We start from the raw sequence: 17,519 nt of genomic DNA, 5'->3' as shown, positions 1-17,519 counted from the left end.
CCTTCGCGTGCCGGCCGGCAGGACTGGGTTGCCGGGCCGGCGGACCGTTCACGGGCTCAGGCGTTGGCGGCGGGCCGTGGCCCCGATGTACGCCGGCGTTGCTGGTTGCCGGCGCCTCGCGCGCCGCGACCCTGCGCCTGGTGCGGCTTCGGGTTGGTGACGCTGGCCGATTTGCCCTGGAACGATGGGCCGCGCCGCTGCCCGCCGCGCTGCGGGCGGGGCGCGCTGGCATCCAGGCGCAAGGGGGTCGACGGTTCGTAGCCGCTGACCGGGATGATCGCGATGTCCTGGTGCAACAACTTGCGGATGTCGCACAGCAGTCCGGCCTCGTCGTGGCTGACCAGCGAAATGGCATGGCCCTCGAGGCCAGCGCGCCCGGTGCGGCCAATGCGATGCACGTAGTCCTCCGCCACCATCGGCAGGTCGTAGTTGATCACGATCGGCAACTGCTCGATGTCGATGCCGCGCGCGGCAATGTCGGTGGCCACCAGCACGGTGGTGCGATGGGCCTTGAAATCATCCAGCGCGCGCGTGCGCGCGTTCTGGCTCTTGTTGCCGTGGATTGCCGCAGTGCGCAGCCCGGAAGCATTGAGGAACTTCACCAGCTTGTCCGCGCCGTGCTTGGTGCGGCTGAACACGAGGGTCTGGCGGCGGCTGTCGGCAGCCAGCAGATGCAACAGCAGGTCGCGCTTGCGTGACGCGTCCACCGGGTGCACCTCATGGCTGACCAGGGTCGCCACCGCGTTCGGGTTGCTGACGGAAATTTCCTGCGCATTGCGCATGAAAGCCTTGGCCAGCGATTTTATTTCCGGTGCGAACGTCGCCGAGTACAGCAGCGTCTGGCGCTTGGCCGGCACGGCTGCCAGGATGCGCTTGAGCGCCGGCAGGAAACCCATGTCGAGCATGCGGTCGGCCTCGTCAAGCACCAGGGTTTCCACTGCGGATAGCTCCAGCGTGTGCTGCTGCATATGGTCAAGCAGGCGTCCGGGAGTGGCGATGACGATGTCCACGCCGCGGCGCAACGCGCTGATTTGCGGCCCCATGCCGACGCCGCCGAAGATGGTGGTGCTGCTGACGCGCAGGTGCTTGCCGTAGCTGCGGAAGTTGTCGTGGATCTGCGCGGCGAGCTCGCGCGTGGGGGTGAGGATCAAGGCCCGCGGGCGGCGCGCCACGGTCTGGCCGGCGCCGGCGAATCTCTGCAACAGCGGCAGGGCGAACGCAGCGGTTTTGCCGGTCCCGGTCTGCGCCGCGGCCAGCAGGTCGCGGCCTTCCAGTGCGGGCGGGATGGCTGCCGCCTGGATCGGGGTAGGTTCGGTGTAGCCGTATTCGGCAAGCGCGCGCAACAACGCGGGCACGAGGCCCAGCGATTCAAAAGACATGTGACACTCCTGAGCAACCCGGAGTGTCCACACCGTGTTGCGAGATGAAGGAAGGCGACTGGCAGTCGCGGCAGCCGGAACGACTGCGCGGCGCAGTATAGCGTGTGCGGACATCCCGCGCATCCGCTGGCATCTATCCGACGGGAGTCCGTGTGATTGGGACGGATGAAGACCGGTGGCGGCGGGCGACCACCAGATAGCTGTTGTACGGCGTGCGGCCACGCAGGGGAGCGATGTGCACGGCGAGCCCGGCTGCTGCCAGTGGTGTGCGCACTTCATCGGCACTCGGGTAGTACTGGGCGCCGCCAGGAATCCAACCGCTGTAGCGCAGGAAGAATTCCTCGATCCGGGTGGCGTGGAAACGCCAGTTGGGCTCGCGCAACACGTTGCGGATCACCAGCAGGCCATCCGGAGCCAGGTGCCGGGTGATGGCCTGCAACAGCGGGCGGTGGCGGGCGCCCGGCAGGTAATGCAGGATGTCCAGCAACACCACGTGGCCGTTGACCGGGGGCAGCGTGGCGGCGTCGGCACAACGCAGGTGCAGCTCCTGCTCGAGCCCGGCGTGGCGCGCTGCTGCTCGCGCGATCCCGATCTTGAAGGCGTCGTGATCCACGCCCTCGTAGCGTACGCGGGCGCCACTGGCATGCAGGTACTGGCCGAGCAGGCCGATGCCGCAGCCCACGTCCAGCAAGGGCAGGGCCGAATCCTTGAGCAAGGCGGCAGTGGCCGCATAGACTGGATCGGTTTTGAGCTTCCAGCGTGCGTAGAGGCGATGCCGCCGCTGCGCGTAGTGCGCAACGATAGCTTCGCGCGCCGCCCGATCCAGCAAGTGCATGGTGCGTCCTTGGTGCGCGGTACGATCCCGGTTGGCAGCCATCATGCCACCGTGCGGCCGGCAACCGGACAGATCGCGACGCTGGTCAATCCGGTGTGGTAGCTTGCGCGGGGATTTCCTTCCGGGACAGGGGTCATGCGGATCTTCTCGCCGCTGCGCGAACTCGACCACGAACAACGTCACACCGTGGCAGCGAGTTTCCTGGGCTGGATGCTCGATGCGTTCGACTATTTCCTGCTGACGTTCGTCATCGTCGCCATTGCGCAGGAGTTCGCGGTCGAGAAGGTCGAGGTCACTTTTGCCTTGTTCCTGACTCTGGCCGCCCGACCAATCGGTGCCTTCTTGTTCGGGCGGCTGGCTGACCGCTATGGCCGGCGCCCGATCCTCATGCTCGACGTGGTGCTGTTTTCGATCTTCGAGTTTGCAACGGCGTTTGCCCCCTCGCTCACTGCCTTGCTGGTGTTGCGCTTCCTGTTCGGTATCGCCATGGGCGGGGAATGGGGCATCGGCGCCTCGCTGGCCATGGAATCGATCCCGGCACGCGCACGTGGCATTGTTTCCGGTTTGCTACAAAGCGGCTATCCCTGCGGCTTCTTCCTGGCTGCGCTGGTGAACTGGCTGCTGGTCGACCACATCGGCTGGCGTGGCCTGTTCATCGTCGGCGCCTTGCCTGCCTTGCTCGTGCTGTACATCCGCAGCAAGGTGCCGGAATCGGCGGCCTGGCAGGCGCAGCAGCGGCGGCCGCGGCAGGGTCTGCGCCAGACCATGCGCGGGCGTTGGAAGCTGGCCTTGTACCTAATGCTGCTGATGGCGGCGTTCAACATGTTCAGCCATGGCTCGCAGGACATGTACCCGACGTTCCTGCAGACCGACCTGCACATTGCGGCCGGCTCCGGCACCGCATTCCTGCTGGCCGCGCTGCTCAACCTGGGCGCGCTGGCCGGCGGCCTGTTCTTCGGTTCGCTCTCGCAGAGCATCGGCCGGCGCAAGGCCATCGTCATCGCGGCAATGCTGGCCATCCCGGTCATTCCGCTGTGGATGTATGGCGGCTCGTTGCTGTTGCTCGGCCTGGGTGCGTTCCTGATCCAGGTGATGGTGCAGGGCGCCTGGGGCGTCGTGCCGACGCACTTGAACGAACTCTCGCCTGGACCGGTGCGCGGCACGCTGCCCGGCTTTGCTTACCAGGTGGGCAACCTGCTGGCGGCAATCACGGCCACGGCGCAGACCTGGATCGCGGATTGGCACGGCGGGGATTTCGCGTTCTCCATGTCGCTGTGGATCGGCACCGTTGCGGTCATGTTGGCCTTGCTGGCGTGGCTGGGACCGGAGGCCCACGGGGCGTCCCTGGGCGGTGAAGCGGCGGAATCGGCGGCGACGCCTGGGTGATCTGCTGCTAAACTTCGCGGCTGCTTTTCGCCAACGGGGCCCATCATGCAGGCAGGCAAGGACAAGGTCGTCGCGCTTCACTACACGCTCAGCATCGATGGTGGGCAGGTGGAGAGCTCGCATGATCGCGGTGAGGAGCTTTGGGTCCTGCTCGGCCGCGGCCAGCTGATCCGCGGCCTGGAAACCGCCATCGAGGGGCACGAGACGGGCGATACGCTGAGCGTGGACGTTGCGCCGGCCGATGGCTATGGCGAGCGCCAGGAAGGCCAAATCCAGCGCCTGTCCAAGAAATATGTGCCGCTGGCGGACCGGTTGAAGCCCGGCATGACAACGGTGCTGACGCTCAAGGATGGTGGCCGCCGCGTGGCGACGGTGCACAAGGTCGGCATGAGCACGGTGGACCTGGACATGAACCATCCCATGGCGGGCAAGACCTTGCACTTCGAAGTGAGTCTTGGCGCCATCCGCGATGCGACGCCCGAGGAACTGGCCCATGGCCACGCGCACGGCCCGGATGCGCAGGCGCACTGATCGCGGCTGAGGTTCGCGTGGCGATAGCCGCTCTGTCCGCGGCTTGTTGAACGCAACTCACCGGCGGCTGGCAGCTCAGTTCAGCAGGCGCTTGCCGTAGGCAAAGTGACTGCGCCAGTAGGGGCCGTCGAGGTCGTCCAGGCGCACGGTGCCGCCGCTGTCCGGCGCATGCACGAAGCGGCCCTTGCCGACGTAGACGCCAACGTGGCTGATCGCGCCGCCAATGGCGAAGAACACCAGGTCGCCGCTGGCCAACTGCGTCATGCGGCGGATTTTTTCGCCGTTCACCCCTGCCATGGCGCGCGAGGTGCGCGGGAGCTTGATCGCCGCCTCGGTGCGGTAGATGTAATCGACCAGGCCGCTGCAGTCGAAACCGCCGTCGGGCGTATTGCCGCCCCAGCGGTAAGGCGTGCCGACCAGGCCGATCGCCCGGAACAGGATGTCGTTGGCGGTACCGGCGCTGGCGGCGGACGGCGCCCGCGGCGGCAGCTTGGCCAACGATGACGGCGCCGGTGTGCCGGCGGGCGCACGCCGGGCCGGGCCGCTGGCACAGCCGGCAAACTGCAGGCCCAGCGCCAGCACCGGCAGCAGGCGCCACAGGGAGGTAGGCATCAAACCGATGCTCGGCGATGGTGATGGCGACTGATGCATGGCAATCCCGGCAGGCTCGGCCTGGAGGTTAGCAACTCGTCCCGCCCGCCGAAAGTTTGCACATACATCTCCGTTGCGCCGGTGGCTGGCCGATGCTGCCGGTTGCCGCGTCGTGGGCGGGGCAGGCTGGCCTGGTCGACGGCAGGCCGGCATGGGCTTCAATCCGGTGGTACCTGCAGGACCTGGCTGGAGAGCGTGCGGCCAAACATGTTCGCGGTGCGCAGACGGTAAGTGCCAGGGCGCAGGTACAGCGTGCTGCCTGCCGGCGCCGCCAGGAACGCGTAGCGGTCCGCGGCGATGGCGTCGTCAGGCTCGTCTGTGTATAGCGCTTCCACCACGCACGGCGTGACTGCCCGGCATAACGCCGTGCTGATCGGGATGGGATGGCGCTGGCCACCCAGGCCCAGCCAGGATGGGCGTTGCATGAAGCCACCCGTTGCGGGGATTCGCGCCGGCTGCGGCGAGCCGTCCGCGTTGCGGGCGCGTGGCGCCGTGGCCGCGTTGGCGGGCACGCCAAACGCCGCCAGGCTCAGCACGGGCGGCAGGATGACGTTGACGTCATACAGCTCCGGCTGCGCACTCCAGGGCTTGCCATCGGTGCGGGCCAGCAACACTTGTGGCCCGGTCGCCGGGAACGCCTCGACCAGCCGATGGTAGGCATCGCCCTGGTCCAGACCGACCTCGAGGAAGGCCGTCTGGTCGATCGACAACGGCTGCTGTCCGCTCAGTTTCTGCAGGATCTCGCCCATGGGCTGCACATCGCCCAGGCGACCCGGAGCCTTGTCGATGTGCGCATATCCCGCGTGCACGAACAATCGCGCGGACGGGTCGCGCTCCAAAGTCTGCCGGTAGAGGTTACGGGCCTGTTCACGCTCGCGCCCTTGCCCTGGGCTGACCGTGTCGTACGCGATCATGTGATAGCCGAGGCGCAATGCGCTGCGCACGATGTCGCCGTAAAGCGGCTCGCGCAGGTACTCGGTGCCGCTGCCCTTGAGCGGATAACCGCGCGCGTTCAAGTCCGCGTCCCCAGGCAGCAGCGCCTCGGCGGCGAAATAATTGAAACCGAGCGCGCGTAGTCGTGGCAGCAGTTCCAGGGTGAGCTGCCGGGTGTGGGCGTCGTGGTGTGCCTCGTTGATCAGGACGATGCGGCGGTCGGCGGCCAGGGCGGCAATGCTTTCGGCGGCAGGTGCTGCGCGCCATTGCTGCGGATCGGGCAATTCCAGGGCGGCTGGCGGCGTGATCACCAGGGGAAAGCTCAGCACGGCCTGGGTATAGATGCCCAGCTCGCACTGCGAGAAGGAAAGGTATTGCGCCGCCAGCTGGCGGTTCCGCGCGGACAGGCCCGGCATGGCCTGCGCCAGGTAGACGTAGCGTGCCAGGTCGGTGGGCTGCTTCTGCATGTTGCGCAGCAGGTCGAGGGCTGCACCATCAAACATTTGGGCGTGCGCCGTTGCCGCACCGATGAGTGGCGGCAGCACCAGCAGCAAGAGGGCGAGTTTGGCCAGCATGTCGATCGTCCGATGGCCGCGATCCATGTCGGGTTGGTGATGCGAAAGCCCACGGCCCGATCATGCACCGATTGCCGGCGGCTTAGAACCCGCGGCGGCGGTTTTTCGCAAGCGGCTTGCAGCGCGCCGTGCGGCGTGGCGAGCAACTACAATCCGGGGCATGGACACCTATACCTTGCACCGCGGCCATGTGCCGCTCCTGATCAGCCTGCCGCACGACAGCAGCGTGATTCCTGACGAACTTGCGGCGCGCATGGTGCCGCACGCGCGCCGTTCCGTGGACACCGATTGGCACGTCGGGCAGCTGTATGCGGTCATGGCCGAGGAGCTGGGGGCCAGCGTGCTGACGGCGAAGCTGTCGCGTTACGTGGTCGACCTGAACCGGCCGGCGGACGGCGAGCCGCTGTATCCGGGGCGACAGGAGACGGGCTTGGTGCCGACCATGGGTTTCGATGGCCAGGCGCTGTACGCACCGGGCCAGGAACCGGATGCGGCGGAGGTCCAGCAGCGCATCGAGGCCTATTGGCGCCCTTATCACCAGGCCATCGAGCTCGAGCTTGGACGCCTGCTGGCGGCCCACGGGCAAGCCGTGCTGTGGGATGCCCATTCCATTCGCGGCCGGGTGCCGGTGCTGTTTTCCGGACGTCTCCCTGATTTCAACCTGGGGACTGCCGGCGGTGCGAGCTGCAGTCCCAGCCTGCAGGGACGCCTGGAAGAATGCCTGCAACGGCAGGACACGTTCAGCCACGTACTGAACGGACGTTTCAAGGGCGGGCACATCACCCGCCATTACGGCCATCCTGGGCAGGCCATCGATGCGGTGCAGCTGGAGCTGGTGCAGGAAACCTACATGGACGAGGCGAGCTTCGAGTTCCTGACCGGGCGCGCCAAGCCTGTGCAACAGCTCATCCGCCAGCTGCTGAAATTGTGCGTCGACTACGCCCGGCGTGGCTGACCGGCACGGGCCGCCTCCAGGCGCGTGGGCGGTGGAAGCGGTCCGGGCTCCTAGGCTTGGGGTACCAGCCGCTGCACGGCGTGCTCATAACTGGCTTCGAGCGCGTCGAAGCGGTTGACGTCGGTGCCCAGGTCGTGGATGTAGCCGTCCTCCAGGCCGTAGCACCAACCGTGCACGGTCAACTCCTGGCCGCGATCCCAGGCCTCGCGCACGACCGTGGTATGGCAGGCGTTGGCGACCTGCTCGATGACGTTGAGTTCGCACAGGCGGGCATGACGCTGGCCGACCGCGACCTGGTCCATTTGCGCCTGGTGCTTTTCCAGCGTGTCGCCGATGTAGCGCAGCCAGTTGTCGATCAGCCCCAGGCGCTGGCCATCCAGGGCCGCCTTGACGCCACCGCAGCCATAGTGGCCCACGATCAGGACGTGCTCGACCTTCAGGACCTCGATGGCGAATTGCAGCACGGACAGGCAGTTCATGTCCGAATGCAGCACCAGGTTGGAGATGTTCCGGTGCACGAACACCTCGCCGGGTGCGAGGCCCAGCAACTGGTTGGCCGGCACGCGTGAATCGGAGCAACCGATCCACAAGTACTTTGGGGCCTGTTGCTTGGCCAGTTCGGAGAAAAATTGCGGGTCTTCGTGGGTGACGCCAGCGGACCAGCGCCGGTTGTTGTCGAGTAAATTCTGCAGTGGGCTGTTCAAGATGGTTTCCATGCGTGCGGTGACGTTTGCCGGCATCGAGGGGGACGACGGCTGGGTCGAGCGGGGTGCAGACGGATGCTGGAGCCGATGGGGCGGGTGCCGCGGATCGGCGGAGCGCATACAAGTTTAAATCCGGTGCGGCCTGCATGCATCCCTGGGCCAGGCTTCATACACGCAGCGGAGGGCTGGCGATGGCCGTGCCGCGCTCAATGCAGCAACAGGCGCATGCCTACCGCGGCGAGCCAACATAGCCAGCCTAGTCCGGGAGCAAAGCGCCAGACGCGTCGCCAATTGGTGATGCGGGCATCGTTCAACGCCGGCAACACGGGCGATTGCAGCGCGCGCTGCAGCTGGATCCAGGTCTGGAACGCCGTGGCCTGCCCACGCTCAGTGGAGGCGATGATCTGCCACTGCCGCGGATGCGCCCTGCGCATCCGTTGCGCCACGCTCCACTGGGCGACAAACGATGCCGCAAACGAGACCAGGCCCGCGCCCAGCAACCCCAGGTAGAGGACGATCATGGCAGACCCGCACTGCTGGCGTGGGCGGGACTCGAGTGCGCCGGGCTGGGCACGGCGCTACCGCCCCACGGCACACTCGGCATGGCGCTGCGCAGGGTCTTGATCACGCCGTCACCGGTCTCTGGCTTCTTGCAGATGGCGCTGTCGAGGGCGTCCGCGTAAGCCTTGTCCATGAGGCCGATCCACACCGTGCCGTCCGGCCCGTGCGGGACGTTGAAGCTGCCGGCCGAGTTCATCTGCAAGGTCGCCGTGTTGGAAAACGCCGCCGGCGACTGTTCCCAATAGGTCTTGCCAGCCTGTTGCGCCGCGGAGCTGTAGACGAGCAGGTAGCGGGCCTGGGGCTGGGTCACTTCCAGGCTGCCGAAAGCGCCGGTGGTGTCCGAGCTCCAACCCATGTGCTCGCACAGGTTGATGTCCTGCTTGAGCAGCGGCTGGAAACCCGAGTCGAGCAGGATCATGGAGGGCGCAAACAGGTAGCTCGAATGCAGCCAGCGGCCGTTCAATTCGGACTTCACCGCGATGCGGTAGGGCAGCTTGGTCGCGGTGGGCAGGCGGAAGGCAAGGAAATAACTGTGCGTACCATCGAGATTGGCCACCATGCTGCCCGGGCCCAGGTTGTAGCGCTTGGGCTGCCAGGGCAGCATGTTGCGATAAGAGAAGTCGGCCAGGTTGGTGCAGCAGGGGGTGGCCTGTTGCAACGCCGCCAGGGCCGCCTTGCGGCCGTCCTCGGTGTTCTCCGCCGATCGCAGGTTCGGCGGGATGAGTACCTTGGCCGCATGGCAGCCAACCAGGGTGGCGAGCACGGCAGCCAAGGCAGCGGGCGCGGCGAGGTGGGCGCAGCGGTGGAGCATGGAGAGTGCCGTCCTCAAAATTCGGCGCTGCCGGCGGCGCGTGGATAGGGAATGGCATCGCGGATGTTTGCCAGGCCACAGATGTACGCCAGCAGGCGCTCGAAGCCCAGCCCGAAGCCGGAGTGCGGGACCGTGCCGTAGCGGCGCAAGTCGCGGTACCAGCCGTAGGTGGTCGCGTCGAGCCCGAACTGCTGCATGCGCTGGTCGAGATGGTCGAGGCGCTCCTCGCGCTGGCTGCCGCCGATGATCTCGCCGATCCCAGGCGCCAGCACGTCCATGGCCGCCACGGTCTTGCCGTCGTCATTCAAACGCATGTAGAACGCCTTGATTGCCTCGGGATAATTCATGACCACCACCGGGCGGCCCACGTGTTTCTCAGTCAGGTAGCGCTCGTGCTCGGTCTGCAGGTCGATGCCCCAGGCGACGGGATATTCGAAGCGCTGGCCGGAGCGCTGCAGGATGTCGATTGCCTCGGTGTATTCGATGCGGGCAAACGGCTGGCTGATGAACGCCTCCAGGCGTGTGACCGCATCCGGGCACACGCGTTCCGCAAAGAACGCCATGTCATCGGCGCGCTCGTCGAGCACGCTGCGGAAGATGGCCTTCAGGAACGCCTCGGCGTAGTCGGCGTTGTCGTTGAGATCAGCGAAGGCGATTTCCGGTTCCACCATCCAGAACTCGGCCAGGTGCCGCGCCGTGTTCGAGTTCTCGGCGCGGAACGTGGGACCAAATGTGTAGACCTTGCTCAGGGCCAACGCGTAGGCCTCGACGTTGAGCTGTCCGGAGACGGTGAGGAACGCTTCGCGGCCAAAGAAATCCTGGCGGAAATCGATCTTGCCGGCGGCATCACGCGGCAGGTTCGCCAGGTCCAGGGTGGAGAGCCGGAACATGTCGCCGGCGCCCTCGGCGTCGGAAGTGGTGATGATCGGGGTGTTGACCCAGAAGAAACCCTGCGCCGTCAAGTGGCGATGGATCGCCATCATCATGCAATGGCGCACGCGGGTGACGGCGCCGAACAGGTTGGTGCGCGGGCGCAGGTGCGCAACCTCACGCAGGAATTCCATCGAGTGCTGCTTGGGCTGGATCGGATAGCTTTCGGGATCGTCGACCAGGCCGACCACCGTGATCCGGTCGGCCTGGATTTCCACGCGCTGGCCCTTGCCCTGGGACGCGACCAGGGTGCCGTGGGCGATAACGCTGGCGCCGGCGGTGAGGTGTTTCACCTCGCTGGCGTAGTTGTCCAGGGTATCGGCCGCGACGATCTGGATCGGGTCGAAACACGAGCCGTCGTACAGGGTGACGAAGGACAAGCCGGCCTTCGAATCGCGCCGGGTGCGCACCCAGCCGCGCACGCCCACCACACTGCCGACCGGGAGCGCGCCAGCCAGGATTTGTTTCACGCTGTATGTCGCCGGCTTGGGTTCCAGCATGGGTTTGCCACTCCAGGAATGATCGGGGGCGAGCGCAGGTGCTGCGCGGAGACGCCACCGCGCATGATAATGTAGTCGCCACACCCGCCGCGACCGGCGCGGTACCCGCCCATCGAGCAGGTCCATGCCATGAACATCACGATTACGCCCGCCGCTGGCGAACGCATGCGGCGCTTCCTTGGCGCGGCTCCGGCTGCCGCGGGGGTACGTTTCGGTGTCAAGCGCACGGGCTGCTCGGGGTTTTCCTATGTGGTGGACCTCGCCCAGGCCATGGATGCGGACGACCTGCTGGTGCAGGTCGACGGTGTGCCACTCGTGGTGAGTGCAGCCAATGCCGCCCTGGTCGACGGCACGGTGATCGACTTCCAGCGGCAGGGCCTGAGCTCGGGTTTCGTGTTCCACAACCCGAACGCGACCGGCGCCTGCGGTTGCGGCGGGAGCTTTACCGTCTCTTAGGCCCTGCCGTGCCCGCCGCTGCTGGCGCACCGATCTTGCGCGTCCCCTGGCTGCACCAGTATCATGGCCGGCCTGCCCGCGCAATTCATGGCGGCAGGATACTTGCCTCACCGCAATGACGGGAGGCTGCCAGGCCATCATGGCCGCATCCACAAGGAGCAAGTCCCGAGATGACCCTGCGTCATTACGAAGTCGTGTTCATGGTCCATCCGGACCAGAGCGAACAGGTCCCGGCGATGATCGAGCGCTACAAGGCTTTGATCGAGGCCGATGGCGGCAAGGTTTATCGTCTGGAAGATTGGGGCCGGCGCCAGCTGGCTTATCCGATCGCCAACCTCGCCAAAGCCCATTACGTGTTGCTCAACATCGAGGCCAGCCAGGCAGCGCTTACCGAGCTGGAGTCCGGATTCCGTTTCAACGATGCGGTGCTGCGGCACCTGATCATCCGTCGTGACGCGTCCGACGTGGCCAGCGACAGTGAGCCCTCGTTCATCATGCGCAGCAAGGAGAAGGATGACGTCAAGTCCTCCCGCCACCGCCATGACGACGATGATGGCCACGATGATGACAACGACGATTGACGCCTGAACGGGAGCCCAGACATGTCCAAATTTTTCCGCCGCCGCAAGTTTTGCCGCTTCACCGCCGAGGGCGTCAAGGAGATCGACTACAAGGATCTCAATACGCTGCGCCAGTACGTCAGCGAGAACGGCAAAATCGTACCCAGCCGCATCACCGGCACCAAGGCGCGCTACCAACGGCAGCTCGCCACGGCAATCAAGCGCGCGCGTTTCCTTTCCCTGTTGCCGTATACCGACAACCACAACGTGTGACATCGATGGGAAGGGTCGGTGGGGAACCAGCCAGGCGCTGCCCCATCGACCACTCCCGCTCTTCGGACAACCCTTCATCAGGTTGCGTCGGCTCCGGTCGGCGCTAACGAACAGGAAAGATCATGGAACTCATTCTTCTGCAGAAGGTGCGCAACCTCGGCACCTTGGGCGACAAAGTCAACGTCAAGCCGGGCTACGGTCGCAATTACCTCCTGCCGCAGGGCAAGGCCGTGCGCGCCAATGCCGCCAACCTGGCCGCGTTTGAAGAGCGTCGCACCGAATACGAGGCCAAGGCCAATACGGCCCTGGCCGAGGCGCAAGCCCGCCAGGCCCGGCTTGCCGACGTGGCGGTCACCATCGCCGCGCATGCCAGCGCTGAAGGCAAGTTGTTCGGTTCGGTCAGCCCGCGCGATATTGCCGCGGCCTTGACCGCGGCCGGCCATCCCACCGCCAAGGGCGAGGTCATCCTGAGCGAAGGCCCGCTGCGCAACATTGGCGAGTACGTCGTGGCCTTGAGCCTGCATGCCGACGTACACGCCGCGGTAAAGGTTGTCGTCGTCAGCGACAACTGAATCTGCGGGCGCGGGCGCGTCCGGCTGCTGCGAAGCGGAAAACGGATGCCATCGGCATCCGTTTTTTCGTGTGCGGAATCCCTTCGCCGCAATTCTGGCTTGTGCGGCTGGTTGGAACGTCATGGTTGAGCGCTGCGCCGCGCGTGCACAGCTTATCCACAAGGAATCACAGGATTTCCACAGGCTTGTTGTCTCGGCGGATGAGACGGCGCCGCGTATCATGACCGTCGGGCACGGGCCATGCGTATTGTCCGGGCGCCGTCCGTTTTCCCGTGAGGTCATGTGATGCCGTCGTTTGCGTCGGAACGCCAGCTTGCCGCTGCCGCCATCGAGGCGTTGCGTGTACCACCGCACTCCATCGAGGCTGAGCAGGCGGTGTTGGGCGGCTTGATGCTGGCGCCGGACGCCCTCGACCGGGTGGCCGACCGCCTGGCCGAGCAGGATTTCTACCGCAAGGATCACCGCCTGATCTGGCGCGCCATCAACGAGCTGGCCAACAAGGGCATGCCGTGCGATGCGGTCACGCTCGGCGACTGGTTCGAGAGCGGCGGCCTGGCCGACATGGCCGGTGGTGCGGCCTACCTGATTGAGCTCGCGAACAACACCCCCAGCGCGGCAAACATCACGGCCTATGCCGGCATCGTGCGCGAGAAGTCGGTGCTGCGCCAGCTGATCGACGCCGGCACCTCGATCACCGAGGATGGCTATCGGCCCGAAGGGCAGAGCGTGCAGGAGGTGCTGGAGAGCGCCGAGCAGCGCGTGTTCCACATTGCCGAGTCCGGTGCGCGCGGGAGGCAGGATTCCGTCTCCATGCGCGAGGCGGTCAAGGACGCCTTTCGCCTGCTCAGCGAGCGCTACGAAAACCGTGGCCAGCTCACCGGTATTTCCACCGGCTTCGCCGACCTCGATGAGTTCACCTCGGGCCTGCAGCCCGCCGACCTGATCATCGTCGCCGCCCGTCCTTCCATGGGCAAGACCGCGTTCGCGTTGAACATTGCCGAGACAGCGGCCTTGCGCAACAAGAAGCCGGTAGCCGTGTTCTCGATGGAAATGTCCTCATCGCAACTGGCCTTCCGCCTGATCTCTTCGGTAGGCCGCATCCACCAGCAGCGACTGCGCAACGGCGACCTGGAGGAGGAAGACTGGCCGCGCGTCTCCAATGCGATCTCGATCCTCTCGGAGGCCAAGATCTTCATTGACGACACGCCGAGCCTGTCGCCGGTGGAACTGCGTTCGCGTGCGCGCCGGCTGCATCGCCAGCATGGTGGCCTGGGTTTGATCGTGATCGACTACCTGCAACTGATGCAGGTTCCCGGCAGCCAGGAGAATCGTGCCACGGAGATTTCCGAGATCTCGCGCTCGCTGAAGGGGCTGGCCAAGGAACTCAATGTCCCCGTGGTCGCGTTGTCCCAGTTGAACCGCTCACTTGAGCAGCGCGCAGACAAGCGGCCGATGATGTCCGACCTGCGCGAATCCGGCGCCATCGAGCAGGATGCCGACGTCATCATGTTCATCTACCGCGACGAGTACTACAACAAGGACACCCAGGACAAGGGCATGGCCGAGATCATCATCGGCAAGCAGCGCAACGGCCCGACCGGCATGTGCAAGCTGACCTTCCTCGGGCAGTACACCAAGTTCGAGAACTATGCGCCCGACAGTTTCGTCGGGGCGTTCGATTGAGCGGGCGGGGAGCAGGTCGCCGCAAGACCGCCCCCTGCCAGGCGCATCGCCTGGATCATCATCTCGGCGACCAGTCGAGGCTGCCGTCGATGACGGTCCGGCACGGGCCGCCGACCCAGATCGCATCCGCCTCGATGCTTACCCGCAGGCGGGCATCATGGCCGATTTCGCGGCCTTGGCTGACCGCGTAGCCCCGTGCCAGCTCACCCCCAGGCTCGGCCTGGGCCAGGTAGGCGGCAAGCAGTCCGTTGGCTGCGCCTGAAGCAGGATCCTCGGCGATGCCGGCGCCCGCGGCAAAGGCGCGCACTACCAGCTGATAGGCAGCGTGTCCGCCGACGGTCGTGGATTTTTCCGGGTTGCGCGCAAAGGCACACACGCCCATGCACGAGCTGGCCTCGGCCAGCGCCTTGATCGCACGATGCTCGGGTTGCCAATGGCGCAGGCTGGCGACATCGGCAATCTCGGCCAGCCACCAGCGCCGGCCGCCCTCGACCAGGGCCGGTGGCAGGACCCCGGCTGGTGCGCCGGCGAGCGCCGCCGCCAGCAAAGCATGCGCGTCATGGCCGACGGCCAGCACGCGCGCGGGAGGCGTGCGCAACAGCAACTCACGCGCCGTGCCTTCGCCCTCGACGCGGATGGGCAGCACGCCGGCCAGGCATTCCTGCCAAAGAAGCCGGTTCCGCACCTGGGCCAGGCCGCAATACAGCGCCGCGTGGGCACTGCCGACACTTGGATGCCCGGCAAAGGCAATCTCTTGCCTTGGCGTGAACATGCGTACGCGATAGCTGGCGGCAGCGGTGCTTGGCGGCGCCAGGAATACCGTTTCCACCAGGTTGGTCCAGCGGGCGAAACCCTGCATGGCCGCATCGCTCCAGCCATCGGCGTCCACCACCACGCCGAGATGGTTGCCACCACCGGGACTCGCCGCGAAGACATCCAGGTGCAGGTAGCGAAAGGCAGCCATGGTTGGGGTGCTTCAGAGCTTTGCCGCAAGCTTTGGCTGCGGCCGTAGGGTGATCGGGTGCGTTGGGGGCAGGCGCGCCTTCGCGCCGATCCATGAAGTCGACAAGGCGGCGCGTTGGCGCCAAGATGCCGCGTTGCCAACCAGCCTAGCGGAGATCCCTTTGCCGGTCACCCTGATCATCATTGCCATCACCTGCGTCGTCTCGTTCATGGCGCTCAGGAACCATCGCTTGCTGGAGGACTTGATCCTGTGGTCGCCGGCCATCAGTCGCAAGCACGAATACCACCGGCTGGTCACCTATGGGCTGGTGCATGCCGATTTTGGCCATCTGCTGTTCAACATGGTGACCCTGTATTTCTTCGGCCGCATCATGGAGGACTTCTTTGGCGCGCGCATCGGCCCGTTTGGTTTTGCGCTGTTCTACATCGGTGGCCTGCTGGTTTCCATCCTGCCCAGCTACTGGAAAAACCGTGACAACTTGCAGTACCGCAGCCTGGGCGCATCGGGGGCCGTGTCGGCGGTGTTGTTTGCCTTCATCCTGCTGGCGCCGTGGCAAATGATCATCGTGCTGGTCGTGCCCCTGCCGGCGATCGTCTATGCCGTGGCCTATACGGCCTATTCAATTTACATGGACCGGCGGGGAGGCGGTTACGTCAACCACAGCGCACACCTGTGGGGCGCCGCCTATGGTGTCGCGGTGACGCTGTTGGTCGAGCCACGCGTGCTGCCGTATTTCCTGGATGCCCTCACCCATCCGGCATTCTGATTTTGTCGTGTTGCGGGACGGGAATGGCGGACCTACCCGCATCGGCGATTGCTGCCGCGGTGGACCTAAGTGCATACTGGTCGTGGATCGAAGTACCCGCCCAGGAGAGAAGACGCATGGCTACGACTCGCAAGTCAGCTGCGAAGAAGTCCGCGGCAAAGAAAAACGTTGGTGCCGGAAAGAAGCAACCAGCACGATCCGCAGTCAAAGCTGCTGCGGCCAGAACTAGCAAGCCTGCCGCCAGGAAACCGGCCGTGAAGCGACCAGCGGCAAAGACGGCCGCGGCCAAGAAACCGAACCCGAAGAAAGTCGTGGCCAGGAAGGCGGCGGCGAAAAAGGTCGTGGCCAAGAAGGTCGTGGCCAAGAAGCCTGCAGCCAAGCAGGCCGCCGGAAAGAAGCCAGTGGCAAAGAAGGCCGTAGCAAAGAAGTCGGTCGCGAAAAAGGCAATCGCGAGGAAGCCGGTAGCGAAGAAGGCAGTGGCCAGGAAACCGCTGGCCAAGAAGGCAAGCGCGAAGAAGCTGGTAGTGAAGAAGCCAGTGGCGAAGAAAGCGGCCGCGAAGCAGCCAGCGGTCAAGAAGCCGGTCGCCAAAAAGGCGACGGCGAAACCGGTCGCGAAGAAGGTCGTCGCGAAGAAACTGGACAAAGCCACAGCCAAGCCGGAAACGACTGCCGATTCCTCAGCGGGCACCCAGGGGCGGGATGCGCCGGTTCAGCACATCAGTCCCGAGGAGGCCCTGGCACATATCCAGGCCTTGCTCGATGTCAAGCAGGATCGCGCACGCCAAACGCCCGGATGGCCGGGTGCAGGCGATGCCATGGCGGCGGCAAAGGCCCCCGAGGCGGCCGCTGCGCCAGCCCCGAATCCGGCGCCGGCCGGCGGCACGCCGCCCATCGAAGCACCGCGCGACGACGTGGGCAAGCGCGGCGACTGAGGACGCGTGCTGGATTCGCCGTGGTCACTGGCGGTTCAAGCATCACGCTATAGCGTGGATCGCGTCATCGTGATGGGAGATGCCACATGCTGCGTCTGCTTGCCGGCTTGGGTTTGACCGCAACGGCCCTGCTGTTGTCGGGCTGCTACCTTGGGCCGAGCTACAGTTATGTGCGCCAGCCCGGTTACCAGAGCGGCGCCTACTACGGCCAGTCGCGGGTGTATGACGATGGCTATTACGTCGGGTCCGGTTATACGCCGTATTACGGCGCGGGCTATGGCACCCGTTATGGCTACGGGTGTTGTTATGCGCCCGGGGTCAGCGTGGGCGTTGGCGCGGTCTGGTACGACCGTCCGCATTACCGCAGCTATGCTTCGCCGCGTTACCGCGACTATGCACCGCCGCGCCATTACCGCCAGATCGACAACTGGCCGCGCGCCGGGGACGGGTGGCGTGGTGACGCCAGGCGCGGGGCGGCGGGTCCGCGCCACGATGGAGGCCGCACTCGCGACGGAGATCGCACTACGGCGAGGCGCCATCGGTCAGACATTCCCTGACGCCG

At 65.7% G+C, this 17,519-nt stretch carries 20 protein-coding genes; 11 read left to right on the top strand and 9 right to left on the bottom strand.

The window, feature by feature from the left end; translation table 11 throughout:
* Positions 1 to 56: 56 nt before the first annotated feature.
* A complete protein-coding gene (locus tag AC3WJB_RS14710; protein ID WP_492682826.1) occupies positions 57 to 1,379 on the bottom strand; it encodes a DEAD/DEAH box helicase in 1,323 nt (440 codons plus the stop codon).
* A gap of 133 nt (positions 1,380 to 1,512) precedes the next feature.
* Positions 1,513 to 2,214 (bottom strand): class I SAM-dependent methyltransferase, encoded by a 702-nt coding sequence (locus tag AC3WJB_RS14705; protein WP_492682824.1) that lies wholly within the window; start codon positions 2,212 to 2,214, stop codon positions 1,513 to 1,515.
* 135 nt (positions 2,215 to 2,349) lie between these two features.
* Between AC3WJB_RS14705 and AC3WJB_RS14700 the strand changes: the two genes are divergently transcribed.
* A complete protein-coding gene (locus tag AC3WJB_RS14700; RefSeq protein WP_492682822.1) occupies positions 2,350 to 3,600 on the top strand; it encodes an MFS transporter in 1,251 nt (416 codons plus the stop codon).
* 45 nt (positions 3,601 to 3,645) lie between these two features.
* Positions 3,646 to 4,131 (top strand): FKBP-type peptidyl-prolyl cis-trans isomerase, encoded by a 486-nt coding sequence (locus AC3WJB_RS14695; protein WP_492682820.1) that lies wholly within the window; start codon positions 3,646 to 3,648, stop codon positions 4,129 to 4,131.
* Between the two features lie 75 nt (positions 4,132 to 4,206).
* Here AC3WJB_RS14695 and AC3WJB_RS14690 read toward each other — a convergent pair whose 3' ends face one another.
* The gene (locus AC3WJB_RS14690) at positions 4,207 to 4,743 is read right to left on the bottom strand and encodes a C40 family peptidase (RefSeq protein ID WP_492682818.1); all 537 of its coding nucleotides are present in this window, start codon (positions 4,741 to 4,743) and stop codon (positions 4,207 to 4,209) included.
* 197 nt (positions 4,744 to 4,940) lie between these two features.
* The gene (locus tag AC3WJB_RS14685) at positions 4,941 to 6,317 is read right to left on the bottom strand and encodes a hypothetical protein (RefSeq protein ID WP_492682816.1); all 1,377 of its coding nucleotides are present in this window, start codon (positions 6,315 to 6,317) and stop codon (positions 4,941 to 4,943) included.
* A 133-nt stretch (positions 6,318 to 6,450) separates the two neighbouring features.
* Between AC3WJB_RS14685 and hutG the strand changes: the two genes are divergently transcribed.
* Positions 6,451 to 7,245: an N-formylglutamate deformylase gene (gene hutG, locus AC3WJB_RS14680; RefSeq protein WP_492682814.1), complete on the top strand. Its 795-nt coding sequence runs from the start codon at positions 6,451 to 6,453 to the stop codon at positions 7,243 to 7,245.
* Positions 7,246 to 7,295: 50 nt separating this feature from the next.
* Here hutG and can read toward each other — a convergent pair whose 3' ends face one another.
* The 4 genes from can to asnS all read right to left on the bottom strand — a co-directional run bounded on the left by can (position 7,296) and on the right by asnS (position 10,751).
* The gene (can, locus tag AC3WJB_RS14675) at positions 7,296 to 7,961 is read right to left on the bottom strand and encodes a carbonate dehydratase (RefSeq protein ID WP_492682812.1); all 666 of its coding nucleotides are present in this window, start codon (positions 7,959 to 7,961) and stop codon (positions 7,296 to 7,298) included.
* Between the two features lie 194 nt (positions 7,962 to 8,155).
* Positions 8,156 to 8,470, bottom strand: coding sequence for a hypothetical protein (locus AC3WJB_RS14670; RefSeq protein WP_492682810.1), 315 nt, complete (start codon positions 8,468 to 8,470; stop codon positions 8,156 to 8,158).
* Positions 8,467 to 9,321 (bottom strand): MalM family protein, encoded by an 855-nt coding sequence (locus tag AC3WJB_RS14665; RefSeq protein WP_492682808.1) that lies wholly within the window; start codon positions 9,319 to 9,321, stop codon positions 8,467 to 8,469. Before AC3WJB_RS14665 ends, AC3WJB_RS14670 begins: the two co-directional genes overlap by 4 nt.
* Positions 9,322 to 9,335: 14 nt before the next feature.
* Positions 9,336 to 10,751, bottom strand: coding sequence for an asparagine--tRNA ligase (gene asnS / locus AC3WJB_RS14660; protein ID WP_492682806.1), 1,416 nt, complete (start codon positions 10,749 to 10,751; stop codon positions 9,336 to 9,338).
* A 129-nt stretch (positions 10,752 to 10,880) separates the two neighbouring features.
* On the opposite strand from asnS, the gene AC3WJB_RS14655 reads away from it, so the two are divergent.
* The 5 genes from AC3WJB_RS14655 to AC3WJB_RS14635 all read left to right on the top strand — a co-directional run bounded on the left by AC3WJB_RS14655 (position 10,881) and on the right by AC3WJB_RS14635 (position 14,295).
* Complete coding sequence (locus tag AC3WJB_RS14655) at positions 10,881 to 11,207, top strand: HesB/IscA family protein (RefSeq protein ID WP_492682804.1); 327 nt, start codon at positions 10,881 to 10,883, stop codon at positions 11,205 to 11,207.
* 170 nt (positions 11,208 to 11,377) lie between these two features.
* Positions 11,378 to 11,788, top strand: a complete 411-nt coding sequence (gene rpsF, locus AC3WJB_RS14650) for a 30S ribosomal protein S6 (RefSeq protein ID WP_492682802.1) — start codon at positions 11,378 to 11,380, stop codon at positions 11,786 to 11,788.
* Positions 11,789 to 11,809: 21 nt separating this feature from the next.
* Positions 11,810 to 12,040, top strand: a complete 231-nt coding sequence (rpsR, locus tag AC3WJB_RS14645; protein WP_492682800.1) for a 30S ribosomal protein S18 — start codon at positions 11,810 to 11,812, stop codon at positions 12,038 to 12,040.
* 122 nt (positions 12,041 to 12,162) lie between these two features.
* Entirely contained in the window at positions 12,163 to 12,612 is a 450-nt protein-coding gene (gene rplI, locus AC3WJB_RS14640; protein WP_492682798.1) for a 50S ribosomal protein L9, read from the top strand.
* Positions 12,613 to 12,897: 285 nt separating this feature from the next.
* Positions 12,898 to 14,295, top strand: coding sequence for a replicative DNA helicase (locus tag AC3WJB_RS14635; RefSeq protein WP_492682796.1), 1,398 nt, complete (start codon positions 12,898 to 12,900; stop codon positions 14,293 to 14,295).
* 58 nt (positions 14,296 to 14,353) lie between these two features.
* On the opposite strand, the gene AC3WJB_RS14630 is transcribed toward AC3WJB_RS14635, so the two are convergent.
* The gene (locus tag AC3WJB_RS14630; RefSeq protein WP_492682794.1) at positions 14,354 to 15,259 is read right to left on the bottom strand and encodes a PhzF family phenazine biosynthesis protein; all 906 of its coding nucleotides are present in this window, start codon (positions 15,257 to 15,259) and stop codon (positions 14,354 to 14,356) included.
* A 208-nt stretch (positions 15,260 to 15,467) separates the two neighbouring features.
* On the opposite strand from AC3WJB_RS14630, the gene AC3WJB_RS14625 reads away from it, so the two are divergent.
* The 3 genes from AC3WJB_RS14625 to AC3WJB_RS14615 all read left to right on the top strand — a co-directional run bounded on the left by AC3WJB_RS14625 (position 15,468) and on the right by AC3WJB_RS14615 (position 17,514).
* The gene (locus tag AC3WJB_RS14625) at positions 15,468 to 16,025 is read left to right on the top strand and encodes a rhomboid family intramembrane serine protease (RefSeq protein ID WP_492683227.1); all 558 of its coding nucleotides are present in this window, start codon (positions 15,468 to 15,470) and stop codon (positions 16,023 to 16,025) included.
* 116 nt (positions 16,026 to 16,141) lie between these two features.
* Entirely contained in the window at positions 16,142 to 16,957 is an 816-nt protein-coding gene (locus AC3WJB_RS14620; RefSeq protein ID WP_492682792.1) for a histone H1-like repetitive region-containing protein, read from the top strand.
* A gap of 86 nt (positions 16,958 to 17,043) precedes the next feature.
* Positions 17,044 to 17,514: a hypothetical protein gene (locus AC3WJB_RS14615; protein ID WP_492682790.1), complete on the top strand. Its 471-nt coding sequence runs from the start codon at positions 17,044 to 17,046 to the stop codon at positions 17,512 to 17,514.
* Positions 17,515 to 17,519 lie beyond the last annotated feature (5 nt).

Source organism: Rhodanobacter sp. FW510-R10 (assembly GCF_058781105.1).
Note: the sequence above shows the minus strand (reverse complement) of the source record. Positions and strands in the feature narration are given on the sequence as shown.